Annotated in this window: 28 protein-coding genes; 14 read left to right on the top strand and 14 right to left on the bottom strand. The window is 71.2% G+C overall.

Annotated elements, in window-relative coordinates; translation table 11 throughout:
* Positions 1-20 precede the first annotated feature (20 nt).
* The 4 genes from OG223_RS41765 to OG223_RS41750 all read right to left on the bottom strand — a co-directional run bounded on the left by OG223_RS41765 (position 21) and on the right by OG223_RS41750 (position 5,297).
* Positions 21-290, bottom strand: a complete 270-nt coding sequence (locus tag OG223_RS41765; RefSeq protein ID WP_329260668.1) for a SelT/SelW/SelH family protein — start codon at positions 288-290, stop codon at positions 21-23.
* 49 nt (positions 291-339) lie between these two features.
* Complete coding sequence (locus OG223_RS41760) at positions 340-1,254, bottom strand: HipA family kinase (protein ID WP_329260665.1); 915 nt, start codon at positions 1,252-1,254, stop codon at positions 340-342.
* 84 nt (positions 1,255-1,338) lie between these two features.
* Positions 1,339-3,600 (bottom strand): protein kinase domain-containing protein, encoded by a 2,262-nt coding sequence (locus OG223_RS41755; protein ID WP_329260662.1) that lies wholly within the window; start codon positions 3,598-3,600, stop codon positions 1,339-1,341.
* 182 nt (positions 3,601-3,782) lie between these two features.
* A complete protein-coding gene (locus tag OG223_RS41750) occupies positions 3,783-5,297 on the bottom strand; it encodes an IucA/IucC family protein (protein ID WP_329260659.1) in 1,515 nt (504 codons plus the stop codon).
* A 37-nt stretch (positions 5,298-5,334) separates the two neighbouring features.
* Between OG223_RS41750 and OG223_RS41745 the strand changes: the two genes are divergently transcribed.
* The 3 genes from OG223_RS41745 to OG223_RS41735 are packed head-to-tail and all read left to right on the top strand — an operon-like array spanning position 5,335 to position 8,996.
* A complete protein-coding gene (locus OG223_RS41745) occupies positions 5,335-6,903 on the top strand; it encodes an IucA/IucC family siderophore biosynthesis protein (protein WP_329260656.1) in 1,569 nt (522 codons plus the stop codon).
* 9 nt (positions 6,904-6,912) lie between these two features.
* The gene (locus tag OG223_RS41740; protein ID WP_329260653.1) at positions 6,913-8,178 is read left to right on the top strand and encodes a VWA domain-containing protein; all 1,266 of its coding nucleotides are present in this window, start codon (positions 6,913-6,915) and stop codon (positions 8,176-8,178) included.
* Positions 8,178-8,996, top strand: a complete 819-nt coding sequence (locus tag OG223_RS41735; protein ID WP_329260651.1) for a hypothetical protein — start codon at positions 8,178-8,180, stop codon at positions 8,994-8,996. Before OG223_RS41740 ends, OG223_RS41735 begins: the two co-directional genes overlap by 1 nt.
* 54 nt (positions 8,997-9,050) lie before the next feature.
* Here OG223_RS41735 and OG223_RS41730 read toward each other — a convergent pair whose 3' ends face one another.
* Positions 9,051-9,680 (bottom strand): winged helix-turn-helix transcriptional regulator, encoded by a 630-nt coding sequence (locus OG223_RS41730; RefSeq protein WP_329260648.1) that lies wholly within the window; start codon positions 9,678-9,680, stop codon positions 9,051-9,053.
* An 88-nt stretch (positions 9,681-9,768) separates the two neighbouring features.
* Between OG223_RS41730 and OG223_RS41725 the strand changes: the two genes are divergently transcribed.
* The 5 genes from OG223_RS41725 to OG223_RS41705 all read left to right on the top strand — a co-directional run bounded on the left by OG223_RS41725 (position 9,769) and on the right by OG223_RS41705 (position 13,329).
* Positions 9,769-10,977: a pyridoxal phosphate-dependent aminotransferase gene (locus tag OG223_RS41725; RefSeq protein WP_317887857.1), complete on the top strand. Its 1,209-nt coding sequence runs from the start codon at positions 9,769-9,771 to the stop codon at positions 10,975-10,977.
* 36 nt (positions 10,978-11,013) lie between these two features.
* On the top strand, positions 11,014-11,547 hold the full coding sequence (locus OG223_RS41720; RefSeq protein ID WP_329260646.1) for an HAD domain-containing protein: 534 nt from the start codon (positions 11,014-11,016) through the stop codon (positions 11,545-11,547).
* 3 nt (positions 11,548-11,550) lie between these two features.
* Complete coding sequence (locus OG223_RS41715; protein WP_329260643.1) at positions 11,551-12,150, top strand: histidine phosphatase family protein; 600 nt, start codon at positions 11,551-11,553, stop codon at positions 12,148-12,150.
* Positions 12,151-12,221: 71 nt separating this feature from the next.
* On the top strand, positions 12,222-12,851 hold the full coding sequence (locus tag OG223_RS41710; protein WP_329260640.1) for a hypothetical protein: 630 nt from the start codon (positions 12,222-12,224) through the stop codon (positions 12,849-12,851).
* 55 nt (positions 12,852-12,906) lie between these two features.
* Positions 12,907-13,329 carry an acyl-CoA thioesterase gene (locus OG223_RS41705; RefSeq protein WP_329260637.1) on the top strand — a complete coding sequence of 141 codons (423 nt, stop codon included), beginning with the start codon at positions 12,907-12,909 and terminating at the stop codon, positions 13,327-13,329.
* 7 nt (positions 13,330-13,336) lie between these two features.
* On the opposite strand, the gene OG223_RS41700 is transcribed toward OG223_RS41705, so the two are convergent.
* The gene (locus tag OG223_RS41700) at positions 13,337-13,726 is read right to left on the bottom strand and encodes a winged helix-turn-helix transcriptional regulator (RefSeq protein WP_329260634.1); all 390 of its coding nucleotides are present in this window, start codon (positions 13,724-13,726) and stop codon (positions 13,337-13,339) included.
* 101 nt (positions 13,727-13,827) lie between these two features.
* Between OG223_RS41700 and OG223_RS41695 the strand changes: the two genes are divergently transcribed.
* The gene (locus tag OG223_RS41695) at positions 13,828-15,252 is read left to right on the top strand and encodes an MFS transporter (protein ID WP_329260632.1); all 1,425 of its coding nucleotides are present in this window, start codon (positions 13,828-13,830) and stop codon (positions 15,250-15,252) included.
* A 20-nt stretch (positions 15,253-15,272) separates the two neighbouring features.
* On the opposite strand, the gene OG223_RS41690 is transcribed toward OG223_RS41695, so the two are convergent.
* Positions 15,273-16,127, bottom strand: coding sequence for an NAD(P)H-binding protein (locus OG223_RS41690; protein ID WP_443073793.1), 855 nt, complete (start codon positions 16,125-16,127; stop codon positions 15,273-15,275).
* Between the two features lie 102 nt (positions 16,128-16,229).
* On the opposite strand from OG223_RS41690, the gene OG223_RS41685 reads away from it, so the two are divergent.
* The 3 genes from OG223_RS41685 (at position 16,230) to OG223_RS41675 (ending at position 18,573) form a co-directional block, all read left to right on the top strand.
* Positions 16,230-17,021 carry a helix-turn-helix domain-containing protein gene (locus OG223_RS41685; protein WP_329265747.1) on the top strand — a complete coding sequence of 264 codons (792 nt, stop codon included), beginning with the start codon at positions 16,230-16,232 and terminating at the stop codon, positions 17,019-17,021.
* A 43-nt stretch (positions 17,022-17,064) separates the two neighbouring features.
* A complete protein-coding gene (locus tag OG223_RS41680) occupies positions 17,065-17,661 on the top strand; it encodes a 3'-5' exonuclease (protein ID WP_329260628.1) in 597 nt (198 codons plus the stop codon).
* A 96-nt stretch (positions 17,662-17,757) separates the two neighbouring features.
* Positions 17,758-18,573, top strand: coding sequence for a chitosanase (locus tag OG223_RS41675; protein WP_329260626.1), 816 nt, complete (start codon positions 17,758-17,760; stop codon positions 18,571-18,573).
* A gap of 123 nt (positions 18,574-18,696) precedes the next feature.
* Here the strand turns inward: OG223_RS41675 and OG223_RS41670 are convergent, their stop codons facing one another.
* From OG223_RS41670 to OG223_RS41640, 7 genes are all read right to left on the bottom strand, one after another.
* Positions 18,697-20,070, bottom strand: a complete 1,374-nt coding sequence (locus OG223_RS41670; RefSeq protein ID WP_329265745.1) for an 8-oxoguanine deaminase — start codon at positions 20,068-20,070, stop codon at positions 18,697-18,699.
* Between the two features lie 48 nt (positions 20,071-20,118).
* Positions 20,119-21,003: a factor-independent urate hydroxylase gene (gene pucL / locus OG223_RS41665; protein ID WP_329260623.1), complete on the bottom strand. Its 885-nt coding sequence runs from the start codon at positions 21,001-21,003 to the stop codon at positions 20,119-20,121.
* A 5-nt stretch (positions 21,004-21,008) separates the two neighbouring features.
* Positions 21,009-21,416, bottom strand: coding sequence for a hydroxyisourate hydrolase (gene uraH / locus OG223_RS41660; RefSeq protein ID WP_329260620.1), 408 nt, complete (start codon positions 21,414-21,416; stop codon positions 21,009-21,011).
* Positions 21,413-21,940, bottom strand: coding sequence for a 2-oxo-4-hydroxy-4-carboxy-5-ureidoimidazoline decarboxylase (gene uraD / locus OG223_RS41655; RefSeq protein ID WP_329260617.1), 528 nt, complete (start codon positions 21,938-21,940; stop codon positions 21,413-21,415). The genes uraH and uraD overlap by 4 nt, the downstream gene beginning before the upstream one ends.
* Positions 21,941-22,115: 175 nt before the next feature.
* Positions 22,116-22,484, bottom strand: coding sequence for a helix-turn-helix domain-containing protein (locus OG223_RS41650; RefSeq protein WP_329260614.1), 369 nt, complete (start codon positions 22,482-22,484; stop codon positions 22,116-22,118).
* A complete protein-coding gene (locus OG223_RS41645; protein WP_200685850.1) occupies positions 22,481-22,732 on the bottom strand; it encodes a thiamine-binding protein in 252 nt (83 codons plus the stop codon). The genes OG223_RS41650 and OG223_RS41645 overlap by 4 nt, the downstream gene beginning before the upstream one ends.
* Before the next feature lie 230 nt (positions 22,733-22,962).
* Positions 22,963-23,493 (bottom strand): SMI1/KNR4 family protein, encoded by a 531-nt coding sequence (locus OG223_RS41640; RefSeq protein ID WP_329260610.1) that lies wholly within the window; start codon positions 23,491-23,493, stop codon positions 22,963-22,965.
* 273 nt (positions 23,494-23,766) lie between these two features.
* On the opposite strand from OG223_RS41640, the gene OG223_RS41635 reads away from it, so the two are divergent.
* On the top strand, positions 23,767-24,597 hold the full coding sequence (locus OG223_RS41635; protein ID WP_329260608.1) for a TIM barrel protein: 831 nt from the start codon (positions 23,767-23,769) through the stop codon (positions 24,595-24,597).
* A 42-nt stretch (positions 24,598-24,639) separates the two neighbouring features.
* Positions 24,640-25,530, top strand: a complete 891-nt coding sequence (locus tag OG223_RS41630; RefSeq protein ID WP_329260605.1) for a 2-hydroxy-3-oxopropionate reductase — start codon at positions 24,640-24,642, stop codon at positions 25,528-25,530.
* Positions 25,531-25,721: the final 191 nt, after the last annotated feature.

Here is a 25,721-nt window from a genome sequence, read left to right as displayed (position 1 = left end):
CAACCACCGTCAGAAACAGCTCACTTGTCCGAGTGGCCCAGGGATTTTTCCGGGGCCACTCGGTCGCGTACGAGCTTCTTCACGGCCGTGGGTTCCGGGAAGCCCTGTTCGCGGCGGTCCCAGACGACCTCGTCGTTGACGCGGACGACGAAGACACCGCCGGTGCCGGGCTTCAGGGACAGCTCCGTCAGCTCGGTCTCGAAGGTGGTCAACAGCTCCTGCGCCAGCCAGGCCGCGCGGGGCAGCCAACGGCACTGGGTGCAGTACTCGATCTGAACTCTTTGGGTCATCCCCGTCGTCTTCCCGTCGTCTTCCCCGTCATCCCAGTCGTCTTCCCGTTCATCCCAGGTGTACCGACCAATCCTGTTCCGCCGTCGGTTTGCCGTGCAGGTCGGGGACCCGCTTGAGCCAACTCGGGCGGCCCTGCTGTGTCTTCGCCGCCCGGCGGGCCTCCTCGGCGGCGCGTTCCTCCCCGCTGGGGAAGTCGGTGGGGAGCCAGGCCGCGGAGGCCGCCACGCGCGCGTGGAGGTAGGCGACGTACGCCTCCCGTACGGCGTCGGGTGTCGCGAAGCCCGGTTCGCCGGCCAGCCAGGCGTCCGGCACCTCGGCCGCGATGCGGCGCAGCAGTTCCTCGGTCACCTCGGCGGCCAACTCGGCGTCGGCGGCGCGGGTGTCGGGCGCGTAGTGGCCGAGGGCGTGATGGCGGAAGTCGTAGGCCTTCGTGGGGTCGGCGCCGTCCCAGCGGTGGTGGAAGACGAGGGCGGCGCCGTGGTCGATGAGCCACAGGCGCGGGGGTGCGACGCCGAGCGTCGGCCAGATCATCAGGTTCGAACTGTGCACCGTGCGGTCGACGTTGACGGTCAGCGCGTCGAGCCAGACGATCTTCCCGGCCTCCAGCGGGTCGACGGTGCAGCGCGCGGCGACCTCCGGGGTGAAGTCCCGCGCACCCGGCAGAAAGTCCATGCCGAGGTTCAGGCCGGCGCTCGCGCGGTGCAGGTCCCGCACCTCCTGGTGGGGCTCCGCGTCGGCGATCGCCGGATCGAAGTGCACCAGCACCAGTTCGGGGAAGCGCAGTCCCAGGGCGCGGGCCAACTCCCCGACGATCACTTCGGCGACCAGCGCCTTGCGACCCTGCGCGGAGCCGGTGAACTTGACGACGTAGGTGCCGAGGTCGTCGGCCTCGACGAGTCCGGGGACGGAGCCGCCGGAGCGCAGGGGTTCGATGTAGCGGGTTGCCGTGACCTCTCTCAGCATGTCCCTCGGGTCACCTCCCTCTCCGGCCTCAAGGGGGCATAGTAACCGGGGGTGATCACGGGCGAGGCGGTGCACAGTGCCGGCTCACTGCCAGGAGGGGTGCCCCTCAGGCGTGCTGCCCGTGGTGAGCCTGCGTTCGCCCGTGCCGTCCGCGCGGACCGCCCAGATCTCCGGTCGGTCGAAGGGACCCCGGACGAAGGCCACCCACGTGCCGCTCGGCGACCAGACCGGGTCCATCTCCTGGGCGTCGGTCCGCACCAGCACCCGGTCGCCGGTGCCGTCCGCCTTGACGATGTGGATGTCTCCCCCGGTCCCCACGCCGGGCGCCCCGGCGGTGTAGGCGAAGTACCGGCTGTCCGGGGACCAGACGGGGTCGAGCGCCCGCCGGGACTGATGGGTGACCTGCCGGGGTTCGGCGCCCGGCTGCGACGGGTCGACGACATGGATCTGCCAGCCCGACGTCTTCTGCAGGCAGACGGCGATGTGCTTGCCGTCGGGGGACCAGGCGGGGTCGTCCACCTTCCCGGTACCGGTGGTCAGTTGGCGCGCGGAACCGTCCGCGACGGTCACGACGAACAGTTGCTGCACACCGTCCTGCCTGCGCAGCACCGCCAGCCGCTTGCCGTCCGGGGACCAGGACACCCGGCCGCCGGAGATCGCGGCGACCCGGCGGACGTCGCCGCCGTCCGCGTTCGCCGTCCACACGGCCGACTCCTGCCCCGTCTTGCGGGTGAACGCGAACGACTTGTGGTCGGGGGCCCACTGCGGCAGCGCGTCGCACGTCCCGTCGATCAGTTGCTTCGGGTCGTCCTTCGTGGAGTCACGGCGGCCGATCACGCTGTGGCACGTGGACGATCCGGGATCCGTGTCCATCCGGACCAGCAGCGGGGCGTCGGGAAACGCGGCGGGCGTCGACCGCGAGGCAGACGGCGAGGTTCCCCCGGCGCCGGCGTCGTCCTGGGCGGAACCGGACCAGGGATGCCACACGAACAGCCCCGCGGTGACCGCCGCGACCAGCAGCACCGCCACGGCGACCGGCCCACGGCGACTCCGTCTCTCCCCGGTACCGCCCACCGGCCCGGAACCACTGGGCGGCGCCACGGGGGCGGGCACGACGTCCGGCACGGGCCCGAACTCCGGTGCGGGCCCGAAGCCGGGGCCCGGCGCCGACCGGACGGTCAGGGGATGGGGCGCCACGGCCTGCTGCCGCTCGTCGGCCGCCCGCGCGCCGGACGCCATGGGCCACGGGTCGGCAGCCGTGACGGGCCGCTCGTCGGACACCGGCTCACCGGGCCACGCCTCACCGGGCCACGGTTCGGCAGCCACGGCCGACCGCTCCCCGGCCACCGGCTCGTCGGACACCGTCGGCCCCGGATCGACACCCACGACCGGCCGCCGCTCCCCCGTCCCCGGCGGGCCGGAGAGCCCCGTACGGGGATCCGCGGGCGCGGCCGACGGGCGATCGGCCGCCGCGAAGTACGCCGCCGGATCCTGGCTCCGTACGATCGCCGTCGCCTCCGCCGGCAGCCACACGTCCGACGCGTGCTGGACCGTGAGTCCGTCGAGGAACTCCGTGGGGCCGGGCCGGTCCCGTGGGTCCTTCGCCAGGCAGGCCGCGACCAGTGCGCGCAACTGGCCGGGAACGCCCGTGAGATCGGGCTGTTCGTGGACGACCCGGTAGGGCCACGCGGCAGCCGCCCCGTCGCCGAAGGGAGCGCGGCCCGCCGCCTGCCCGAGCACGACGCCCAGGGCGAACATGTCCACCGCGGGAGTGAGCGTGCCCCCGGTGAGCTGCTCCGGCGCGAGAAATCCGAGGGTGCCGATCTGGAAGCCGGTCTGGGTGAGGGCCGTACCGTCGAGGGCCCGCGCGATGCCGAAGTCGATGACCCGGGGGCCGTCCTCCGCGATGATGATGTTGGCGGGCTTCAGGTCGCGGTGGATGACCCCGGCCTGGTGGATCGCCGCCAGCGCCTCCGCGAGGCCGGCGGCCAGCACGGTGAGCGTGTCCGCGGGCAGGGGACCCACCCGGTCGAGCAGGACCTGAAGCGTGGGTCCGGGTACGTACGCCGTCACCAGCCAGGCCGGGTCGCCCTGCGGGTCCGCGTCCACGACCGGCGCGGTGTGGAAGCCGCCGACGCGGCGGGCCGCGGCCACTTCGTCGGCGAACCTGCGCCGGAATCCCGGTTCCGTGCTCAGTTCGGGCCGTACGACCTTGACGGCCACCGCCCGGCCCGACCGCGACCGGCCGAAGTAGACGACGCCCATCCCGCCCTGGCCGAGCCGGCCGACCAAGCGGTACCGGCCGTCCCCGACAGCGGTGGGATCATCTGCTCGGAGCGGTTTCATGACTCCCCCATCTCGCCCCTGCGCAAGGGCTGTTGGAACTCGTCGCCCCACTCATCGCCCCGCCCCCCGTCCCCGTCGAGCGGCTGAAATCAGCCGCGAGGCGCCCCGATCCCGGCCACCAGTCTAGATGTTCCGCTCATGACGTCAGGGGGTTCGGAACGGTTCCCCTCCGGCCCGCGACCTCATCCCGCCAGTGGGTTCGGAAGGGGCAGATAGCGGGCGTCCGCGCCGTCCGCCCCGGTCCAGCGCAGCAGCAGGTTCGTCTTGCCGGGCAGGGTGGGCGAGGCGAGGAGTGCGGCGGTCTCGGGAAGGTCGGAGCGGCGGGCCAGTTCGGCGCGGACGGCGGGCCAGGGGTCCAGGGCCGGGTGACGCTCGGCGAGGACTCCGGCGATCTCGACGAGGTGGTTGACGACCAGGCAGTACACCAACCGCTCCCACCCGGCGGCCCGGTCCACGTCCGCCAGCAGCTTCACGCCCTCCGCGTCCCGGTACAGCGCCTGCACGGGAGTTCCGTCCGCGTCGACGGCGACCAGCGTGTTCTGCAGATGCGCTTCGAGGACGACGCCGTGGTCCGCGAACGCGGCGAGCGCGGGCGGTACGACCTGGCGCAGATACGCCTCCCACCAGGCCCCCGGGTCGGCCGCGGCGGAGAGCGGATCGCCCTCGAAGCCCTCCACCAACCCCGCCGCGAGCAGCGGGGTGGTGCCGGGCAGGAGGTGGTCGTGCAGGCCGTCGCGGACCATGGCGGCGAGTTCCTCGAAGGCGAAGTCCGCGGTGCGGTAGCCGCGGTCGCCCAGCCAGGCCGCCGGGCCGCCCGTCGCGGCGAAGGCGTCCCGGACGGCCGTGTCGGTGCGCCGGAGTTTCACCAGGTCGTGGCGCCACAGTCGGCGTATGTCGTTGGTGATGCGCACGTCCAGGCTGAACTTGAGGAACAGGTCGTCCCCGGCGGCCTGTTCGGGGAGGTACACGGTGCGGATCGCGGCCGTCGGCCACACCGGAGCCGCGGTCGTGCCGAGCCGGATCAGCCGGCCGTCCGCGAACGCCTCCGCGAGGGCGGTGCCGACGAGGTCGAGCTGCCACGGGTGGGCGGGCAGCAGCCGGTAGCCGGGCGGGGCCTCGCCGAGCGCGTCCAGGGCCGAGACGTCGCCCTCCTCCACGACCGCGTCCTCGCGCAGCCCGAGCAGCACCAGCGGGAACCGGGCGTACGCCTCCGGGGCATAGGGCAGCCAGCCCGCGACGGGGCCGCCGCCGCGTGCCTTGGGCGCGGGATGGTAGGGATGGCCGGTGATCAAGGACTGTTCGGAGCGGAGATACGGGTCGTCCGGCGCCGTCGCCCCCTCGCGCGCGGTGAGCAGCGCGGCGACCGCGTCACGGCTGTCGGTCATCTCGGCGGGCAGCTCGTGGTTGGACACCCCGGTGTGCCGGGTCAGTTCCTCGGCGACGAGTTTCACGAGTTCGGCGTGGCCGACGGGCCGCCAGTCGCCGTCCGTGCACACCTCGGGCTCGGCGGGCCGCCGCTCGCCGCGCACCCGCAGCAGCCGGCCGCTCCCCGGCAGCCGGAACACATGTCGCTCCCCCGGGTCCGGGAGCGGCCGGGCCACCTCCCGCAGCAGACAGTTGAGCAGGGGCGCGGCCGCGTACGCGTCGGCGCGCTCCGCCACGTCGTCGCCCGGAGGTGTGAAGTCGACGCGATCCATTCGTTCCCTAAATCCGTGTCATGCGATCGCGATCAGTATGTCTCTCGTCGTCACCGACCATGACGCCCCGTCCGCACCCGAGGAGTCGACCGTGGACCGTCCCCCGCTTCCCGAAGCCGAGGTCGCCGAGGAACTCGCCGCCGTACGCCCTGACCTCGTGCAACGGTACGCGGCCGAACTGCCCGGCGCCCGTGCGGCGGTGCTCACCCGGCTCTGGCGGGCGCTCGCCCACGAGCCGCTGCCGTGGATCACCGGCCGGACCCCGGGCCTGTTCCTACGGCTCTCACGCGGCCGGACGCTGCACGGCCCGCCCGCCGATCCGTACGCGACGGACGCCTACGTCACCGTCGTCCACCTCGACGGCGTGGCCTACGACGATCCGGCGCGCCTGATGACCGACCTCGCCGTGCCGCACGGGTCCGCCTTCGCGGCCGAACTCGGGCACAGCGTGGCCTCGTTGGCGCTGTCGCGGGCCAACCAGCCTGCCCGTTCGGCTGATTGGCCGGCGCACGACTGGGAGTGGGAGCAGCGGATCGTCGACGGGCATCCCTTCCACCCCAACTGCCGGTCCCGACCCGGGTTCTCGGTGGCCGAGCAGCTCGCGTACGGGCCCGAGCACCGGCCCGTGGTGGCGCTGGGGTCGGTGCCGGTCGGGGCGGACGAGTGTCTGCTGACCGGTGAGTGGCCGGACGGACTGCGGGACGCGGGGCGGCTGTTGATCCCGGTGCACCCGTGGCAGGCGGCGCATGTGCTGAAGCGGACCGGGGAGGGTCCGCTCGACGCGCATCCGCTGATGTCCCTGCGGACCCTCGCGCTGGCGGACGGGCCGCATGTCAAGACCGCGCTGAGCGCCCGGCTCACGTCCTCGGTGCGGGACATCTCGGTCTACTCGATCGGGTTGTCGGCGACGCTGTCGGCGTTCGGGGAGACCCTGGCGGCCCGCTCGGACGGCCTGTTGCACGTCACCCGCACGCTGGGCGCGGTCACGGCCGACTCCCCCGATCTCGCCGCCGTGCTGCGCGAGTCGCCGCAGACGTACGCGGACACGGACGCGGGCGAACGGGTCCTGCCGGTGGCCGCCCTCGCGGTGACCGGCCTGCCCCGATCGCCGGGCTGGCTGGCCGAGTTCACACGTCTCGCCCTCGTCGTCGGTCTGCGGCTGCTGGAGTCCGGTGTGGCCCTTGAGGCACACGGTCAGAACCTGCTGGTGGTGCTCGACCGGACGGGTGCCCCCGTACGCCTGGTGTACCGCGATCTCGCCGACATCCGCGTCAGCCCCAAGCGCCTTGCCGAGCAGGGGATTCCGGTACCGGAGCTGACCGGACGCATCGTCACCGACGACGAAGTCACCCTGCGGCGCAAGCTGTTCGGCTCGCTCGTCGCGGGCGCGCTCGCGGGTACGGCGGGTTCCGGTACGGCGCTCAGGGCGGCGCTGGCGGCCGTCGTACCGGATCTGCCGCGCACGCCGGACCTGCGCACGCTGCTCGAACGGCCGTTGCCGGCCAAGGCGTTGACGTTGATGCGGCTGTCGCCGGAGCTGCCCGGGGACCAGTGGACCGCGCTGCCCAACCCGCTCGTTTTGGAGCCCGGTCCATCTGATCAATAGGATCCGGCGATGATCACAAGACAACGGCTGGCGGCGGGAATCTGTGCCCTGCTCGCCACCCTCACGGCCGGGGTCGCCTTCCCTGCCGGAGCGGTCGCCGACGAGACGGACTCCACGGCCTCCCCCAAGGTCGAACTCGTGCTGGACGTCAGCGGATCCATGAGCGCCAAGGACATGGACGGCGGCTCGCGGATGGCAGCGGCGAAGCAGGCGTTCAACGAGGTGCTCGACGCGACACCCGAGGAAGTGCAGCTCGGCATCCGCACGTTGGGCGCCGACTACCACGGCAACGACCGCAAGACGGGCTGCAAGGACACCGCGCAGCTCTACCCGGTGGGCACCCTGAACCGCACCGAGGCCAAGACCGCGGTGGCGACGCTCCAGCCCACCGGCTGGACGCCGATCGGGCCCGCGCTGCTGAAGGCGGCGAACGACCTGAACGGCGGTGACGGCACCCGCCGTATCGTCCTGATCAGTGACGGCGAGGACACCTGCCAGCCGCTGGACCCGTGCGAGGTGGCGCGCGAGATCGCGGCCAAGGGCATCGGCCTGACCATCGACACGCTGGGTCTGGTGCCGGACGCCAAGACCCGCGACCAGCTCAGTTGCATCGCGGACGCGACCGGCGGCACCTACACCTCCGTGCAGCACAAGGAGGAACTCTCCGACCGGGTCGGCCAGTTGGTCGACCGGGCCGCCGATCCAGTGGTGACACCGGTCGCCACCGAGGGCACCGCCCAGTGCTCCAGCGCCCCGACCCTCAAGTCCGGTCTGTACACGGACCGCGAGGAGTTCGGCAAGCAGCGCTTCTACCGCGTGGACGTCGACCCCGGCCAGGAGCTGCGTGCTTCGGTGAGCGTCGGCGCGGACCGTGAAGTGAACCCGGACTACGGGGTGTTGCTGCGGGCGGTCACCGTGCACGGCCGCGAGATCGTGCGCGGCGAGGGCACGGGCAACGGCCGTACGGACGTCATCTCCACCGGGCTGCGCTACCCGAAGGCCGAGAGCGACGACGACGAGGCGCCGGCCGAGACCGTGTGTCTCCAGGTCACCAACTCCTTCTCGGCGGCCTCCGGGGTGAAGACCACGCCCGGTCTGCCCCTCGAACTGACCGTGGACGTCGTGGACGGACCCAGCAAGGCGAGCGACGTGGCCTCCTTCGGCCTCGGCCGCGGCTGGTGGCTGCTCGGCGCACTCGTGCTGACCGGCTTCGTGGCGGGTCTGCTCTGGGGCTGGGTGTCCCGCTGGCGTGTCGCGGTCTGGAGGACCAACTGATGCGGATCACACGTGCGTTGAGCGTCGCACTGCTCATGACCGGACTGGCCGCGGGCCCCGCGGCGGCGGACTCCTCGCCGTCCGCGAGCGCCTCCTCCTCCGACGACGGCTCGGCCCCCACCCAGGCCGGCACCTCCTTCCGTACGGCCACGGAACTCGACCAGGGCCAGCAGGCCACCGCGAGCGGCTCCACGGGTGACTACCTGTACTGGTCGTTCGCCGCGGACGCCGGTCAACGCCCCACCGTCAAGGCGACGGTGAAGCTCCCGGACACGCACGCGGGCCAGACCTGGCAGCTCGACGTCTACGACGGACTCCGGCGCCGCCAGGCCTGCCAGTACGGGGCCGCGACGCGCACCGCCGCGCAGGGAACCGCCTCCCTGGACCTGGCGTGCACGCTGCGTACGGTCCGCGCCTGGTCGGAGCAGTGGGCCAACGACCCGTTGCCCGGCACCTATTACGTCCGGCTGACGGTCGTGGACCTCCAGTCCTCGGACCTGGGCCAGCCGGTGAGCGCCGAACTGCGGGTGGACTCCAAGGACATCGGCGGTTCGGCGGCGGTGGACGGCTCGCTGGCGCAGCCGCTGACGCCGGGGATCGCGGCCAAGTCGACCTCGGACGAGGACAGTTCGTCGTCCACGTCGGCGGCGCTGTCCAGCATCGAGCCCGACGGCGGCTGGTCGTCGGGCTGGTGGTCCGACCGCTGGGCGTGGACCGGCGTGGGCGGCGTGCTGGCCGCGCTCGCGGGGATCGGCGGCTACGCGCTGACGCGGGGGGCGGGCCGGCCCCGGCGCGCGACACCGCCGCCCGGTATGTGACGTCTCGTCAGAAGGCCCGCCCCTGGCGGGCCTTCTGTCATATACGGCCCCTTGTCAGGCCTCCCGCAGCGCCTTCGCCAGCGTGCCCTCGCCGCTGACCTCCACGCGTCCGGCGCGCACCGCGTCGGGAAGGCTCAACTCCCCCTGGGCGACGGCCGTACAGGTCTCGACGCCGAGCACCAGCCGGGCGTCCGGCTCCCGAGGCGCGAGCCCCTCGCCGTAGACCGGGCCGCCCTCGTCCTCCCCCACGAACACATGGAACTCCCCCTCCTCCAGTTGGACTTCGACGAGTCCCTCGCCCTCCAGCGCCCGCAGCAGCGGCAGCGCGAACCAGTGCGCGCGCACCGCGTCCGTGGGCCGTCGCTCGCCCAACTCGGGCGCACCCCAGGCACCGAGGGCTTGCAGCACGGGCAGCAACTCCCGCCCCCGGCCGGTGAGTTCGTAGACGTAGGCGGCACCGGGCGGCGGCAGCCGCCGCCGCGTCGTCAGCCCGTCCCGCTCCATGTCCTTCAGCCGTGAGGCGAGTACGTCCGTGCTGACACCCGGCAGATCGGCGTGCAGGTCCGTGTAGCGGCGCGGGCCGGCGAGGAGTTCGCGGACGATCAGCAGGGTCCAGCGGTCGCCGACGAGGTCGAGCGCCCGGGCCGCGGAACAGTACTGGTCGTAGCTTCGGCGAGGTGACATGCGACGCAGTCTAGACATGTTGTTGGACTTTCCAAGCTCACACTTGGTAAAACCAAGCAACACACGAACCCGATGGGGCGAGGGCGCAATGGAGTTCCGGCAGTCGAGCAAGCTCAGCGAGGTCTGTTACGAGATCCGCGGTCCGGTGATCGAGCACGCCAACGCACTGGAGGAGGCGGGCCACAGCGTCCTGCGCCTGAACACCGGCAACCCCGCGCTCTTCGGCTTCGAGGCGCCCGAGGAGATCATCCAGGACATGATCCGGATGCTCCCCCAGGCTCACGGCTACACGGACTCGCGCGGCATCCTCTCGGCCCGTCGCGCGGTCGCCCAGCGCTACCAGACCCTGGGTCTCGAAGTCGACGTGGACGACGTGTTCCTGGGCAACGGCGTCTCCGAGCTGGTCTCCATGGCCGTACAGGCACTGCTGGAGGACGGCGACGAAATCCTCATCCCCGCCCCGGACTTCCCGCTCTGGACGGCGGTGACGACCCTCTCCGGCGGCAAGGCGGTCCATTACCTCTGCGACGAACAGGCCGACTGGTACCCCGACTTGGACGACATGGCGGCGAAGATCACCGACCGCACCAAGGCCGTCGTCATCATCAACCCGAACAACCCCACCGGCGCCGTCTACCCCAAGGAGATCGTCGAGGGCATCCTCGACCTCGCCCGCCGACACGGCCTGATGGTCTTCGCCGACGAGATCTACGACCAGATCCTCTACGACGACGCCGTGCACCACTCGGCCGCGGCCCTCGCCCCCGACCTGGTCGTCCTCACCTTCTGCGGCCTGTCGAAGACGTACCGGGTGGCCGGCTTCCGCTCGGGCTGGCTGGTGGTCACGGGCCCGAAGCAGCACGCCAAGAACTACCTGGAGGGCCTGACGATGCTGGCCTCCATGCGGCTGTGCCCCAACGCGCCCGCGCAGTACGCCATCCAGGCCGCGCTCGGCGGCCGTCAGTCCATCCGCGATCTGACCGTCCCCGGCGGGCGACTGCACGAACAGCGCAACGTGGTGTGGGAGAAACTGAACGAGATCCCCGGGGTGTCCTGCGTGAAGCCGAAGGGCGCCCTGTACGCGTTCCCGCGGCTCGACCCCAAGGTGCACAAGATCCACGACGACGAGAAGTTCGTCCTGGACCTGCTGCTCCGGGAGAAGATCCAGGTGGTCCAGGGCACCGGCTTCAACTGGCCCACCCCGGACCACTTCCGCATCCTCACGCTGCCGTACGCGGACGACCTGGAGGCCGCGATCGGGCGGATCGGGCGGTTCCTCGGCGGGTATCGCCAGTAACAGATACCTTCGCCCCGCCCTGGGTAGCTCCTCCGCATGACGGACCTCCCTTTACTGCTCCTCGACGTCGACGGCCCCCTGAACCCGTACGGCGCCCGGTTCCTGCGCCATCGCGGCTATGTCACCCACCGGCTCTGGCCGGCGAACTGGTCGGCCCGGCAGAAGCCGGGCACCCGGCGACTGCGGCGGGGGCTGCGGGTGCGGCTCCACCCGGGGCACGGCGAGCGAATACTGGCGCTGCCGTACGAGCCCGCCTGGGCCACCACCTGGATGCACCAGGCCAACGAGCTGATCGCGCCGGCGGTCGGGCTCCCCGGCGACCTGCCGGTGATCGAGTTCACCCAACTGTTCACCAGGGACCCGGACGGCCTCTACTGGAAGACCCGCCAGATCGTGGCCTGGGCGGCGGGGCGGCCCTTCGTCTGGGCCGACGACATGATCACCGACCGGGACGTGAGGCATGTGGAGGTACACCACGACGGGCCGGCGCTGCTGCTCCAGGTGAACCCGCGCAAGGGACTGCGCGAGACCGATTTCGCGACGTTGGAGCAGTGGGCCCATAGCCTGTGAGGTATGGGTGATCTTTTCCTCGTACGGCACGGAGAGACCGAATGGTCCCGGTCGGGGCGGCACACCGGCTGGACCGATGTCCCGCTGACCGCCAAGGGGCGGGAGGAGGCACGCGGCCTTGTCCCGCTGATCCGCTCGCACCGGGTCGGCGCCGCGTTCGTCAGCCCCTTGCAGCGGGCGCGGGAGACCGCCGAGCTGATCGGCCTGACGGACGTACGTGTCGACGTGGATCTGCGGGAGTGGGACTACGGCGGCTACGAGGGGATCACGACCGTCGAGATCCAGCGCACCCGGCCGGACTGGTTCCTGTTCACCGACGGGGTGGCGCCCGGGCCGCCGGACCATCCCGGGGAGAGCCCGGACCAGGTGGGCCGGCGCGCCGACCGCGTGCTGGCCGAGGTCGACGCGGCGCTCGCGAACACCGAGGGCGTGGTCGTCCTGGTGGCACACGGACATTTCCTACGGGTCCTCACGGCGCGGCGGCTCGGACTGCCGCCGTCGGACGGGGCGCTGTTCCAGCTCGCGACCGGGACGCTGTGCCGGCTGAGCACGGAACACGGGCGGCCGGTGATCTCGGCGTGGAATGTCAGACCCCCGTCGTAGCCTTCGAACGAGTCGCCCGGACGCATTGATCCCGGCCCTCGTACGCAGCGATCCATGGGGAGGAGCACGCCGTGACACGACCGCCGACCGCCGCGCAACGGCGTGTCATCGACGCCGCCGACCCCGTCACCGGCCGGCTGCGGGGTACGGAGACGCAGCTCGCCGCGCTGGTGAAGCGAGGGCTCGCGTTCCGGCACCCGCGCCCGCCGCACGACCACTTCCTGACCCCGGCGGGCCATCGCACACGGGAGTCTCCACCGGAAGTTCCCGAGCCCGTCGTGGAAGTGCCCACGACCGCCGGGGTGTTCGCCGCGCGCATCGGCGGCGAGGAGACGGCGGTCGTCACCGGTCCGGCCCGCACCCGTGAAGTGCACAGCGCCTGGCAGGGGTTGCTGGAGCTGCGCCGCATGACGAACCCGGACGGCTCCGTGGAGCGGCCGTGCGGCTGGGAGCGCACGCATCTGGTGCGGGCCGCCGCGCTCGCCCTGGAGGCCGCCGGGCACCGGCCCGCCGGGCCGGACGCCGAGGGCTACCGGGTGCGGACGACCCCGCAGCCGGAGGCGGTCGCCGTACGCGACCCGGACGGGGCGGCGCTGCGCGCCTGTGCGGGGACGCTGGAGCGGGCGGGCTGGCAGGTGAGCGAGCACAACGAGCCGCGAACGGGGGCGAGTTATCTGCTGGCCTCACCGCGAAGGACCTGAGGGACATGCCAAGATCGGGAGGGCAGATCGTCCATCAGTGCGAGAAGGGAACGCAGTGAGCGAGCCGTTTTCCGTCCCGGTGACCGTCCGCGGGTACGAGACCGACAGCCTGGGACACCTCAATCAGAGCGTGTATCTCCAGTACGCGGAGCACGCCCGCTGGGCGTTGTTGCAGGCGGCGGGGGTGGGCCAGGCCGAGTTGCTCGCCCAAGAGGTCGCGCCGGTCGTCCTGGAGACGACCGTCCGCTATCTCCGCGAGCTGCGCGCGGGCGAGGACGTCGAGGTGAGTTGCGTCTTCGAGTGGGGCGAGGGCAAGACGTTCCGGGTCCTGCAGACGATCACCAAGGCGGACGGCACGGTCTCCGCCGAGGCCGCGTCGGTCGGCGGGCTGCTGGACCTCAAGGAACGCAGGCTGGTCGCCCAACCACAGGATTTCTTCAAGAAGTTGACGACGAATCCGGGTCTGTTCGGGTTGTGAGCGGCGGCTACGCCGGCTCGCGCTCGGTGTCGTAGGCCGCGCGGGACTCCGCGATGTAGACGCGATTGCGCTCGGCCCAGTCCGTCAGCCGTAGCAGGGTCTCGTGCAACTCCTGCGCCACCGGGGTGAGTTCGTACTCGACCTTCGGTGGCACCGTGGGGTGCACGGTGCGGGTGACGAGTCCGTCGCGCTCCAGGTTGCGCAGGGTGAGGGTCAGCATGCGGCGGCTGATGCCTTCGATGCTCCGCTCCAACTCGGTGAAGCGGATGGGGCCGTGGGCCGCCGCGACCAGGATCTGCACGCTCCATTTGCCGGAGACCCTGTCAAGAACTTCGCGGACCGGACAGGCGTGTGCGTTCACGACCTGGGCGGTAACACCGGTGTTCCCTTGGGACATCCACGTGCCTCCTTACGAGGGCCTCCATGGTTCCTCACGATGTACTCCGTTACAAGTCGTGCCCTTATAGGCACTACGGAGAACTTTGGAGGCCACGAGCCATGTCGACCCTGTCCGCGTCACCGCCGCGAGGGCTGGAACGAACGTACTCCCGCTGGGCGTCCCTCGTCGTCCTGTGCGCGGGGACGCTGATGACGATCCTGGACGGCAACATCGTCACGGTCGCCATGCCGGCGATCCAGAGCGATCTCGGTTTCTCGGAGCCGGGGCTCGCCTGGGTCGTCAACGCCTATCTGATCCCGTTCGGCGGACTGCTGCTGCTCGTCGGCCGGTTGGGCGATCTGGTGGGCCGCAAACGGATGTTCACGGCGGGGCTCGCCGTGTTCACCGCGGCGTCCGTGCTGTGCGGGGTCGCGACGAGTGAGGGGATGCTGATCGCGGCCCGGGCGGTGCAGGGCGTCGGCGGGGCGATGGCCTCGGCGGTGGTCCTCGGGATGCTGGTCGCCCTCTTCCCCGAGCCGCGTGAACTGGCCCGCGCGATCGCGGTGTTCAGCGCGGTCGGCGCCGGGGGCGGGGCGCTCGGCACCTTCCTCGGCGGGGCGCTGACCCAGGCCCTGAACTGGCACTGGATCTTCCTGATCAACCTGCCGATCGGGATCGTGGCGTGGCTGGCGGCCGTCCGCGTCCTCGCCCCGGAGCGGGGTTCCGGGCTCGGCAGCGGCGCCGACTATCCGGGGGCCGCGCTGATCACCGGCGCGCTGATGCTCACGGTGTACGTGATCGTCGGCACCGGTGACCGCTCCCTCACCGCCACTCTGCTCCTGACGGCCCTCGCCCTGGCCCTGTTCGTGGCGTTCACCGTCCGCCAGGCCCGGGCGGCCCGCCCGCTGCTCCGCCTGAGACTGTTCCGCTCCCGACTGCTGACCGGCGCGAACGCCGTGCAGATCCTGATGATCGGCACGATGTTCGGCTTCCAGTTCATCGGCGCGTTGTACGCCCAACGCGTGCTGGGCTTCGGCGAGTTGCTCACCGGCACGGCGTTCCTGCCGGCGCCGGTCGCGATCGGCGTCCTGATGCTGGGCCTGTCGGCCCGGACCATCGGCCGCTTCGGCGCCTACCGGGTACTGCTGGTCGGGCTGGTCCTGATCATCGCCGGCATGGCCCTGCTGGGCCGCGCCCCGGCCGACGGCTCCTACGTCCAGGACGTGCTGCCCGCGCTGCTCCTGCTGGCCGCCGGCTTCGCCGCCGCGATGCCCGCACTGACCGGGCTCGCCATGTCGGGAGCACGGGAGGAGGACGCGGGACTGGCCTCCGGCCTCTTCAACACCACACAGGTGGTGGGTGGTTCACTGGGCCTGGCAGTGCTGTCGACACTGGCGGCGGAACGAACCGACGGACTGCTGGCCAGGGGTGCGGAGTTGATCCCGGCGACCGCGGAGGGGTACCGACTCGCCTTCCGGGTCGCGGCCTTGATCGCTGCGGGAGCGCTGGCCCTGGCGGCGGCAACACTGCGAGGGCGCGACTGACGCCCCCGCCGCCGCTCGGATCACCCCTCCTCGAACGCCGCCCTGTGGTCCTGGGCCCACTCCCGGTAGGTCCGCGCCGGGCGGCCCAGGACCTCGCGTACGTCATCGGTGACGACCTCGTTGCCGCCGGCCCGGACGAACGCCAGGCCGGTCACCGCACCGGCCGCCCCGATCTCGTCCATGCCCCAGGCCGTACGGAGGAAGGCGCGGGTCCCGTCCGGGGACAGGTTCCGGACCGGGACCGGGCGGCCGAGAACCTCGGCGAGCACGGCGGCCTGGCCGGGAACGGTGATCGCCTCGGGGCCGGTGAGGATGTACGTCCGCCCCTCGTGCCCGGCGTCGAGCAGCGCCCGCACCGCCACCTCGGCGATGTCCCGCGGGTCGATCACGCCCGACGCGCCGTCCCCGGTCATGTTGGGCACCGGCTCGCCCGCCCGGAGGGCCGGGAGCCAGGTCAGCGTGTTGGAGGCGAACGACGACGGCCGCAGCACCGTCCAGTCGAGCCCGCTGTCCCGCACGGCCCGCTCGCCGTCCACGTGCCACTGCCCGGAGGGCCCGGAAGCGGAATCGCCGGTCCCGATGGCGGAGAGCTTCACCAGCCGGCCCACACCCGCGGCCTGCGCCGCGGCGACCAGTGCCGCGTCCTGTCCCTCGTCCGGGCCGGGCGGACGGAGCAGGAACGCGGCCGTCGCACCGGCCAACGCGGCGTCCAGGGACGCCGGTTCGCCGTAGTCCCCGCGCACCACCTCCACCCCGGCGGGCAGCCGCGCCTTCGCCGGTTCACGGGTCAGCGCGCGCACCTTCGCGCCGTGCTCGGCCAGTTGTCGTACGACGTCACTTCCGATGGTGCCCGTGGCACCCGTCACCAGAATCATGTGGTCCACGGTGGGCCCGCCGGGGCGCTCGGCTCTTGGAAATTCCGGCACGGCCGGCCCGCTGTGACGGCGGCCCCGGTCCCTTACGGTGGAAAGGTGCCGATGACCATCGCCGAGCCACTCCCGACCACACCCGCGGCGTTGCGCCCGTGGATCGCCGAGGTGCGGACCATGTCCTTCAGCGAGCCGCCCGAGGGGACGTTCGTCCAGCTTCCGGACGCGGTGGTCAAGGTGGTCCTGCGGGTGACGGGGGACGGGCGGCGTGACGTCCTCGCCGTCGGACCACGGGTGCGGGCGGCCTACCACGAGGGGAAGGCCCACATCGAGTGTGTGGAGCTGCGCCTCGCACCGGGTACGGCCCGGCCCCTGCTGGGTGTCGCGGCCGCCGGACTGGTCGGCCGGGTGGTGCCGCTGGACGACCTGCCGGGCGGCGCGGCCCGCCGGTTCGCCCGTGAGGTGCGGTGGCTGGACCCGCGGGAGGCGCTGCCACGCATCGCCGAGGTGCTGCCGGGGCTGCTGGCCAGTCCGGCGGATCCGGCCCGGACAGCACTGCTGCGGGCGGCCGTCGAGGCGTTGTCCGTGCGGATGGACCGGGCGCCCGCACAGGTACGGGACGTTGCCCGGGAACTGGCCGTCAGTGAACGCCAGTTGCGGAACCTGTTCACCGACGGTGTCGGTGTCTCCCCGAAGCACTACGCCCGTATCGACCGGATCCGCACCCTCGCCGCCCGGGCGGGCAGCGCCGGCTGGTCCGAACTGGCCGCCGCCGCCGGCTACTTCGACCAGTCGCACATGACGACCGACTTCCGCACCCTGATGGGTGTCCCACCCCGCTCGTTCCTGACCGGCCGGCTTCCCGCGGTCAGCCCCTGTCAGGCAGTCCGGGGCGGCTGAATCCGGATGCAGGGCAGCGGCCGTGGCTGTCAAACTGCGGGCCATGTCCGCCCGCCGCGTCAGACCCAGCCTGTACATCTCCCTCGACATCGAAGCCGACGGCCCGATCCCGGGGCCGTACTCCATGCTGAGCCTCGGCGCGGCCGTCGCCGGGACGCAGGACGCCGAGGGGTTCACCGCGGCGGACCCGGAGAAGCTGACCTTCTACCGTGAACTGCGGCCGATCAGCGAGGAGTTCGTGCCGGAGGCGCTGGCGGTGAGCGGGCTCGACCGTGACCGGCTGCGGACCGAGGGAGCCGAACCCGCCGCCGCTCTCGCCGAGTTCGGCGACTGGGTGCGTGAAGTCGCCGTGGGCGCGCAGCCGGTGATGTGCGGCTACCCGGCGTCGTACGACTGGATGTTCCTGTACTGGTATCTGATCCGCTTCACCGGCGCGAGCCCGTTCGGGCACTCCGGCTGTCTCGACATGAAGACGCTGTACGCCACGAAGGCCGGACTGCCCCTGCGCGCCGTGGCGAAAGGCAGCATGCCGCGCGACCTGCTCTCCCGCCGACGGCACACGCACCACGCCCTCGACGACGCCATCGAGCAGGCCGAGCTGTTCGCCAACCTCATGGCGTGGCCCGGGAATTCACAGTGACCTGCCAACACCACCCCACGCATCTCCCAAGTTGACGCGCGAGTCTCGGCTGCCTTTCGCAGTTGCCGTGTACCGCGCCCGCCTTGGAGAAACCGCGTGCCGATCTTCCGAAGAACAGCCACCCGCCGCACCCTGCTCGCAGCCCTCGGTACGGCGGCGATCGCGAGCCGGTGGCCGTCCGCCGATGCCGCGACGGCAGGTGCGACGGGGCTCGACGCCCCGGCGAAGAAAGACCTCGCGATGCGGCTGGTGTCGAGCGCGGAGAACTCCTCCCTGGACTGGGAGGCGCAGTACCCGTACATCGAGGACATCGGCGACGGGCGCGGCTACACCGGCGGGATCATCGGTTTCTGCTCCGGTACGGGCGACATGCTGGCCCTCGTCGAGCTGTACACGAACCGGGTTCCGGGCAATGTGCTGGCCGGCTGTCTGCCCGCGCTGCGCGCCGTGGACGGCACCGCCTCGCACGAGGGGCTGGCCCCGGGCTTCCCGGCGGCGTGGCGGAAGGCCGCGCTGACGTCGGCGTTCCGCAAGGCGCAGCGCGACGAACGGGACCGCGGGTACTTCGATCCGGCCGTGGCGCGTGCCAAGAAGGACGGGGTGGGCACACTCGGGCAGTTCGTCTACTACGACGCGATGGTCATGCACGGCCCGGGCACGGACCCCCTCTGCTTCGGCGGCATCCGCGCCCGGGCACGCACACACGCGGCCACACCCACGGACGGCGGCAACGAGACGACGTATGTCAACGCCTTCCTCGACGCCCGTGTCTGGGCGATGAAGCAGGAGGAGGCGCACAGCGACGTGACCCGGGTCGAGACGGCCCAGCGGGTGTTCCTGAAGGCGGGCAACCTCGACCTGGACACACCGCTCAAGTGGAAGGTGTACGGGGACGGTTACGCGATCGACTGACGGGCACGGACAAGGCCGTTCCGGGGCGCGCACATCCGCGCACGCCCCGGCCACGGCCACCGGATGAGGGCCGTCCCCCTCAACCGGAGATCTTGAAGAGCAGCCGGTCGACCGGCCAACTCGTCAGCCCTGCGCGGCGATCCGCGCCAGCCGCCGGGCCTCTTCCCGCGTGGAGCGGGCGATGGCGTCCTCATCGACGTGCAACAGGCGGTTGTTCTCGACGATCTGACGGCCGTTCACGAACGAGGCGGTGACCGGGGCCGCCGCGCCGAAGACCAGCGCGGTCACCGGGTCGGCGATCGAGGCGTGCGCGAGGGTGTCCAGGTTCCACAGCACCAGGTCGGCCAGCTTGCCCGGCTCCAGGGAGCCGATCTCGCTTGCGCGGCCCAGGACTTGGGCGCCGCCGTACGTTCCGAGGCGCAGGGCCTGGCGGGCGTTGAGGGCCGCTTCGCGGTGGGCGCCGAGGCGGTTGATGAGGAGGGCGTTGCGCAGTTCGGTGTGGAGTTCGCCGGACTCGTTGGAGGCGGTGCCGTCGACGCCGAGGCCGACCGGGACGCCGGCGGCGAGCATGTCGGGGACGCGGGCGATACCGGCCGCGAGGCGGGCGTTGGAGGAGGGGCAGTGGGCGACACCGGTCTTCGTGCGGGCGAAGGCGGCGATGTCGGAGTCGTTCATGTGGACGCAGTGCGCCATCCACACGTCCTCGCCGAGCCAGCCGGTGGACTCGAAGTAGTCGGTCGGGCCCATGCCGAACAGTTCCTTGCAGAACTGCTCCTCCTCGACCGTCTCCGAGCCGTGCGTGTGCAGCCGTACGCCGAGTCGGCGGCCCAACTCGGCGCCCTCACGCATGAGTTCGGTGGAGACGGAGAACGGCGAGCAGGGGGCCACGGCCACCTGGGTCATCGCGTCGAAGGAGGCGTCGTGGTGCTCCCGTACCGTCGCCTCGGTCGCGGCGAGGGCACCCTCCAGGGTCTCGACGGCGAAGTCCGGGGGCAGTCCGCCGTCCTTCTCGCTGCGGTCCATGGAGCCGCGGGCCAGGGTGAAGCGGACGCCCATCTCGCGGGCGGCGCCGATGATGGCGCCGGAGAGGTCGCCGGAGCCCTGCGGGAAGACGTAGTGGTGGTCCAGCGCGGTGGTCACACCGCCGCGGGCCAGCATCGCGAGGGAGCCCTGCGCGGCGGCGCGGACCATCGGCTCGTCGATGCGCGCCCAGGTCGGGTACAGCGCGACGAGCCAGTCGAAGAGGTTGTGGTCGGTGGCCAGGCCCCGGGTGATCCACTGGTAGAAGTGGTGGTGGGTGTTGACCAGACCGGGGGTCACCAGGTGGCCGGTCGCGTCGATGCGCCGGACCACATCGGCGAGCCCCTCGGGCGCCTTGCCCGCGCCGAGCGACTCGATGCGGTTGCCGGCGATGACGACATACCCGGTGGCGTACTCGGTGTCGGCGGCGTCCACCGTCGCGATCGCGCAGTTCTCGATGACGACGCGCTGAATCATCGTTTCCATCGTTGGTCCCAACTTCCTTGCTTCCGTACCGAGTTCGCGTCAGAGGTTGGTGAGGTCGGCCGGGATGAGCGCCTCGCTGCCGTCCCGCAGGACGGTGGCCTCGATCAGGCCGTAGGGGCGGTCGGCGGCGAAGTAGACCTCGTTGTCGTTCTTCAGCCCGAACGGCGCCAGGTCCACGAGGAAATGGTGCTTGTTGGGGAGCGAGAAGCGGACCTCGTCTATCTCGCCGCGGTTGTCGATGATCCGCGAACCCATCTGGTACAGGGTCTGCTGGAGCGAGAGGGAGTACGTCTCGGCGAAGGCCCGGAACAGGTGCTGCTTCGTCTGCTCGTAGGACTCCTCCCAGTTCGGCATCTCCTGTGCGTCGTCGGACCAGTTGAAGCGCCAGCGCCCGGACACCTCGGTCGCCAGGATGCGGTCGTACGCCTCGGGCAGCGTCGTGTACTTGTCCTTGACGTAGCCCCAGAACTCGGAGTCCGTCGAGTTGAGCACCGTCAAGTCCTTGAGCCCGGAGACGACTTCCCACTTCCGGCCGTCGTACGTGATCTGGGTGAGCCGGGTCTCCTGTCCCTTGCGGACGAAGGAGTGGCCCCCCGTCGTACGCTCCCAGGCGTACTCCTCTATGCGGATCCGCGCGGTCCTGATCGGCTCCTGGCTGGTCACGAAGTGCCGGGCGAGGTGGATGCCGAACTGCTCGGCGGACTCGATGCCGTGCTCCTTGGCGAACGCGTACACCGTGTTCTTGGTGGTGTCGGTCGGCAGCACGTTGGCGTTCGAGCCGGAGTAGTGGACCTCGTCCATGTCGCCGCTCAGCGACACGGACACGTTGAGGTCCTTGATGTGGTGGGTGGCGCCGTCCCGCGTGATCCTGACGACTCGGTTCTCGGCCTTGCCGTACTGGTTCTGTCCAAGAATCGTGGGCATGTCTGCTAGCTCCCTCGGTATACGGAGTAGCCGAACGGGTTGAGCAGCAGCGGTACATGGAAGTGCTCGCCGGGCCGTACGGCGAAGGTGATCGCCACCTCCGGGAAGAACACGCCGGTCGTACCGCCGTCCCGATTCGCGGGGGCGTCCTGCTGCGTATCGGCTTGCTGGGTGTCCTGCTGCGAGAAGTACGGCTCCACCGCGAAGTCGAGCCGTACGTGTGTGGTGCCCGCCGGCAGCGCCGGAAGGTCCTTGCACCGCCCGTCCGCGTCGGTCGCGGAGCCGCCGAGCGGCTGCCAGTCGGCCAACGGGCCGCTACGGGCGGCGAGTTGGACGGCGACACCGACGGCGGGGCGGCCGATGCTGGTGTCCAGGATGTGCGTGGACACCGAGGCGGTGCTGGTGCTGCTCATGCCTTTTCTTCCTCTGCTTCTTCCGCTACGAGCTTGGTCAACCGGATGCGGTTGATCTTGCCCAGCTCGGTGCGGACGATCTCGCGTTCCCGCTCCGGCGCGTTGCCGATGCGTTCCTTGACCGCGTCGCGCATCTGCTCGCCGGTGCGGCCGGTGGCGCAGATCAGGAAGACATGGCCGAACCTCTCCTGGTACGCCAGGTTGAGGTCGAGCATCTCCGCCCTGAGGTCCTCGGAGGCGCCCGCCATGCCTCGCTGTTCGCGGGCGGAGGTCGGGTCGCCCGGCTTGGGGCGGCCGATCGGCGGGTGACCGGCCATCGCCTCGGCCAGGTCGTCGGCGGTGAGCTCCGCCATCGCGGAGTCGCTCGCGGTGTACAGGTCCTCGGGTCCGGCGTACGGACGGGCGGCGAGCAGCCGCCGCGCCCACGCCGTGGAGGCACACACCTCGAGGAGGGCGGCGAACGCCGCGGGCTCCTCCAGAGTGTTGAACCGGGCGAGTCCCGGCGGCGTGGAAGTCGACGTCACGGGAGCCTCCGCGGCCTTGTGCTGAACGGGCTGGCAGTAGCTAACGCGCTCGACAACACCACGTCAACAGTTTGTTGAAAATTCCGGGTAACAAAGCCGCCCCGACACCTCGCCCGTACCGCCCGCGAGCCTCACCGGCACCCGGGAACCCCACCCGGACTCCCGGAAGCCCCGCTCAGGCGTCCTTCTCGCGGTTCAGGTAGTTGTACACGGTGAACCGGCTGACCCCGAGGGCGCTCGCCACGGTCTCCACGCCGTGCCGCACGGAGAAGGCGCCGCGCGCCTCCAGCATCCGTACGACCTCCTGCTTGGCCTTGCGGTCCAGGTCCGCGAGGGGCTTGCCCTTCTTGCGTTCCAGGGCGGCCAGGATGTGGTCCAGCGAATCCGCGAGCTGCGGCAGGCGTACGGCGACCACGTCGGCGCCCTCCCAGGCGAGCACGACATCGTCGGGTCCGGCCTCGTCGGGCGGGACCATCTCGCCGCCCATGGCGTCGACCAGCGGCTTCACGGCCGTGATGAACGGCTCGTCCCCGATACCGGTCACCGGTCGCCCTCGCCGATCACGTTGAGCTGGAGCGAGACCCGGGTGGCGCCGGCCTCCAGGGTCCTGCGCAGCAGCGCGTCCACGGCGGTGAGCACCGCGTCGGCACCCCCCTCGACCGTGTTGCCGAACGGCCCCACGTCCACGGCGTCCAGCTCCGCCACTTCGATGACCTCCCGGGCGACCAGCGCATGCGCGGGGGCCTCGTCGAGATCGAAGGGCTCTGTCGTGAACTCCACTCGCAATCGCACCGTGCCCCCAGAAAGCGCCTCTGACCTGCCCCAGGCCGATCAATTCCACCGGGACGGAGTCGCTTCGTCCGCCACAGGGCCGACCCTAGCCGACCAGGGCACCCCCGCGCCGTGCACGCGGCCAAGCCGCCCGCACGCCACCGTGCTCCCCACGGCCGGTCGCCCCGCCGATGCGAGTTCAGCCGCATGAGCAAGGTCACATTCTCGAATCGGCTCCCGCTCGGCCCCGATCAGCGCCACTCGATACGGCCGTCCACCACGTGGGCGTCCGCGCTCAGGAGATCACCGAGTTCATCGAAGAACTCGGTCAGGGAGCCGTGCGTCCCGAAGCGGTTCATGTCCCCGTCGCTCCATTTCCCCACCGCCCCCGTCCTGACGTCGATAAACTTTCCGTTCAGCTCGTCACAGTCGGCGACGAACGGGAACCACTCGCGACGCCACACCAGGACTTCGTCGTCCTCGTCATCAGGCACGTCACCCGTCTTCTGGAAATCCAGCCGCCGCTCATACACCTTGACCAGCTCGGCAGTGGACAGCAGATGCCATCCGTACGGTACGAAACTGCTGCCGGGGGCCGGAGAGAGCCACCCGTGCCCGGTCTCCTTCATTTCCACGCCGTTGTTGACGAGAAGCCATGCCCGCAGCTCTTCGGGGAGCGACAGGCCCAGCCTGCTCTCCGCCTCGCCGATCCGCTTCGGCGTCGCGGGGGGCTGCAATGCCGCAGCGTTCTTCGGAGCGTTCCGCTCCAGCCATCGCGTCACGCGGCCCCATGCCCGACGCACTTCGTCCGTCCCACTCGCCATACCAGGTCCTCTTTCCGGGTGGTCGGCCTGCGGTCCAACGATACGAACGACGTCCCGGCGCAGCCTCCCCGCCCCCAGGGCACGCGCACCGCCTGACGCACGGTGCCGATTTCCGCCGAGCCCTCTTGACAAGCCCCGACACACGACGGCAATCTTCCAGTAAGCAGAAACAAACTTCCACTATACGGAATTACACCACTGGCCCTCCGCACGGAAGGGAGCGCGGCCCCCATGGGATTCGAAGACCAGCGCTTCAACGTCAACCTGTCGATCCTCTTCACCGAACTCCCGCTCCTGGAGCGCCCCGCGGCCGCCGCCGCGGCCGGCTTCGGCGCGGTCGAGCTGTGGTGGCCCTGGGTCGACTCCCCCACCCCCGCGCAGTCCGAACTCGACGCGCTCAAGCGGGCGTTGGAGGACGCGGGCGTCCAGCTCACCGGCCTGAACTTCTACGCCGGACAGCTACCGGGACCGGACCGCGGCGCGCTGTCGCTCCCCGGCGAGGAGTCGGAGAAGTTCCGCGCGAACATCGACGTGGCCGCCGGCTTCGCCCACTCGCTCGGCGCCACGGCCCTCAACGCGCTCTACGGCAACCGCGTCGCCGGCGTGGACCCGGCCGAGCAGGACGCGCTCGCGCTGGAGAACCTGGTCCTCGCGGCCCGCGCCGCCGACCGGATCGGCGCGGTCCTGCTGATCGAGGCCCTCAACAAGCCCGAATCACCGCTGTACCCGCTCGTCAGCGCCCCCGCCGCCGTAGCAGTCGTCGACAAGGTCAACGACGCGACCGGCCTCGGCAACGCGCGCTTCCTCATGGACCTCTACCACCTGTCCATGAACGGCGAGGAACTCCCGTCCGTGATCGAGCGGTTCGCGGCGAAGACCGGCCATGTGCAGATCGCGGACAACCCCGGCCGCGGCGCACCGGGCACGGGGTCGCTGCCGCTGGAGGACCTCCTCGGCCGACTGCGTAAGGCCGGCTACGACAACTGGGTGGGCCTGGAGTACAAGCCCGGCGACCGCCCGAGCGCCGAGGCCTTCGGCTGGCTCCCGCGCGCAGCGCGCTGAACTCCCCGACATCGCACAGCAGTCGCAGTAGAGAGGCACCCCATGAGCAAGCTCCCCAAGATCGCGTGGATAGGCCTCGGCATCATGGGCTCGCCCATGTCCGAGAACCTGATCAAGGCGGGTTACGACGTCACCGGATTCACTCTGGAACAGGACAAGTTGGACCGTCTGACCGCCGCCGGCGGCACCGCGGCCGGTTCCATCGCCGAGGCCGTGCGGGACGCCGACGTGGTGATCACGATGGTCCCCGCGTCCCCCCAGGTCGAGGCCATCGCCTACGGCCCGGACGGCATCCTGGAGAACGCGCGCTCCGGTGCCCTCCTGATCGACATGTCGTCGATCACCCCGCAGACCTCGGTCGACCTGGCAAAGGCCGCCGCGGGCAAGGGAATTCGGGTCCTGGACGCGCCCGTCTCCGGCGGTGAGGCCGGCGCGATCGAGGCCGTGCTCTCCATCATGGTCGGCGGCGGACAGTCCGACTTCGAGGAGGCCGAGCCGGTCTTCGACGCGCTCGGCAGGACGATCGTGCTGTGCGGTCCGCACGGTGCGGGTCAGACCGTGAAGGCCGCGAACCAGTTGATCGTCGCCGTGAACATCCAGGCGTGCGCCGAGGCCGTGGTCTTCCTGGAGAAGTCCGGCGTGGACCTGGCGGCGGCCCTCGACGTCCTCAACGGCGGGCTCGCGGGCTCCACGGTGCTGACGCGGAAGAAGGACAACTTCCTCGACCGCGACTTCAAGCCGGGCTTCCGGATCGACCTGCACCACAAGGACATGGGCATCGTCACGGACGCGGCCCGCAATGTCGGCGCCGCCCTGCCCGTCGGCGCCGTGGTGGCCCAACTGGTCGCGAGCCTGCGTGCGCAGGGCGACGGCGGGCTCGACCACTCGGCACTGCTGCGAGCCGTCGAGCGCCTCTCCGGCGCCCGGCTCTGAGACTTCCGGGCGGCGCCGGCGCTGACAACTGTCCTGTCGCGCCCAGGCGTTGGCGCCGCCCGGAACCACCAACAGCCCGTGTGTGCCGGACGACCCGGATGAGGGGTGGTCGGCGGCACCGCGCGGGCGGGGCCAGGACCGCGGCGGTGTGCGAGCCAGTGCGGTGGTGAAGGTTCCGGGTCCTTCTTCTC

Source organism: Streptomyces sp. NBC_01478, assembly GCF_036227225.1.
Taxonomy (GTDB): Bacteria; Actinomycetota; Actinomycetes; order Streptomycetales; family Streptomycetaceae; genus Streptomyces.
Note: the sequence above shows the minus strand (reverse complement) of the source record. Positions and strands in the feature narration are given on the sequence as shown.

Excerpts from the sequence above, each read along its gene's own strand:
- OG223_RS41720 (WP_329260646.1), top strand. The coding sequence starts at position 11,014 with ATGACGGACCTCCCTTTACTGCTCCTCGACGTCGACGGCCCCCTGAAC.
- OG223_RS41760 (WP_329260665.1), bottom strand. The coding sequence starts at position 1,254 with ATGCTGAGAGAGGTCACGGCAACCCGCTACATCGAACCCCTGCGCTCC.
- OG223_RS41685 (WP_329265747.1), top strand. The coding sequence starts at position 16,230 with ATGACCATCGCCGAGCCACTCCCGACCACACCCGCGGCGTTGCGCCCG.
- OG223_RS41715 (WP_329260643.1), top strand. The coding sequence starts at position 11,551 with ATGGGTGATCTTTTCCTCGTACGGCACGGAGAGACCGAATGGTCCCGG.
- OG223_RS41695 (WP_329260632.1), top strand. The coding sequence starts at position 13,828 with ATGTCGACCCTGTCCGCGTCACCGCCGCGAGGGCTGGAACGAACGTAC.
- OG223_RS41635 (WP_329260608.1), top strand. The coding sequence starts at position 23,767 with ATGGGATTCGAAGACCAGCGCTTCAACGTCAACCTGTCGATCCTCTTC.
- OG223_RS41690 (WP_443073793.1), bottom strand. The coding sequence starts at position 16,127 with ATGATTCTGGTGACGGGTGCCACGGGCACCATCGGAAGTGACGTCGTA.
- OG223_RS41755 (WP_329260662.1), bottom strand. The coding sequence starts at position 3,600 with ATGAAACCGCTCCGAGCAGATGATCCCACCGCTGTCGGGGACGGCCGG.
- OG223_RS41730 (WP_329260648.1), bottom strand. The coding sequence starts at position 9,680 with ATGTCACCTCGCCGAAGCTACGACCAGTACTGTTCCGCGGCCCGGGCG.
- uraH (WP_329260620.1), bottom strand. The coding sequence starts at position 21,416 with ATGAGCAGCACCAGCACCGCCTCGGTGTCCACGCACATCCTGGACACC.
- OG223_RS41630 (WP_329260605.1), top strand. The coding sequence starts at position 24,640 with ATGAGCAAGCTCCCCAAGATCGCGTGGATAGGCCTCGGCATCATGGGC.
- OG223_RS41735 (WP_329260651.1), top strand. The coding sequence starts at position 8,178 with ATGCGGATCACACGTGCGTTGAGCGTCGCACTGCTCATGACCGGACTG.
- OG223_RS41700 (WP_329260634.1), bottom strand. The coding sequence starts at position 13,726 with ATGTCCCAAGGGAACACCGGTGTTACCGCCCAGGTCGTGAACGCACAC.
- OG223_RS41750 (WP_329260659.1), bottom strand. The coding sequence starts at position 5,297 with ATGGATCGCGTCGACTTCACACCTCCGGGCGACGACGTGGCGGAGCGC.
- OG223_RS41725 (WP_317887857.1), top strand. The coding sequence starts at position 9,769 with ATGGAGTTCCGGCAGTCGAGCAAGCTCAGCGAGGTCTGTTACGAGATC.
- OG223_RS41745 (WP_329260656.1), top strand. The coding sequence starts at position 5,335 with ATGTCTCTCGTCGTCACCGACCATGACGCCCCGTCCGCACCCGAGGAG.
- OG223_RS41670 (WP_329265745.1), bottom strand. The coding sequence starts at position 20,070 with ATGATTCAGCGCGTCGTCATCGAGAACTGCGCGATCGCGACGGTGGAC.
- OG223_RS41680 (WP_329260628.1), top strand. The coding sequence starts at position 17,065 with ATGTCCGCCCGCCGCGTCAGACCCAGCCTGTACATCTCCCTCGACATC.
- OG223_RS41740 (WP_329260653.1), top strand. The coding sequence starts at position 6,913 with ATGATCACAAGACAACGGCTGGCGGCGGGAATCTGTGCCCTGCTCGCC.
- OG223_RS41765 (WP_329260668.1), bottom strand. The coding sequence starts at position 290 with ATGACCCAAAGAGTTCAGATCGAGTACTGCACCCAGTGCCGTTGGCTG.
- pucL (WP_329260623.1), bottom strand. The coding sequence starts at position 21,003 with ATGCCCACGATTCTTGGACAGAACCAGTACGGCAAGGCCGAGAACCGA.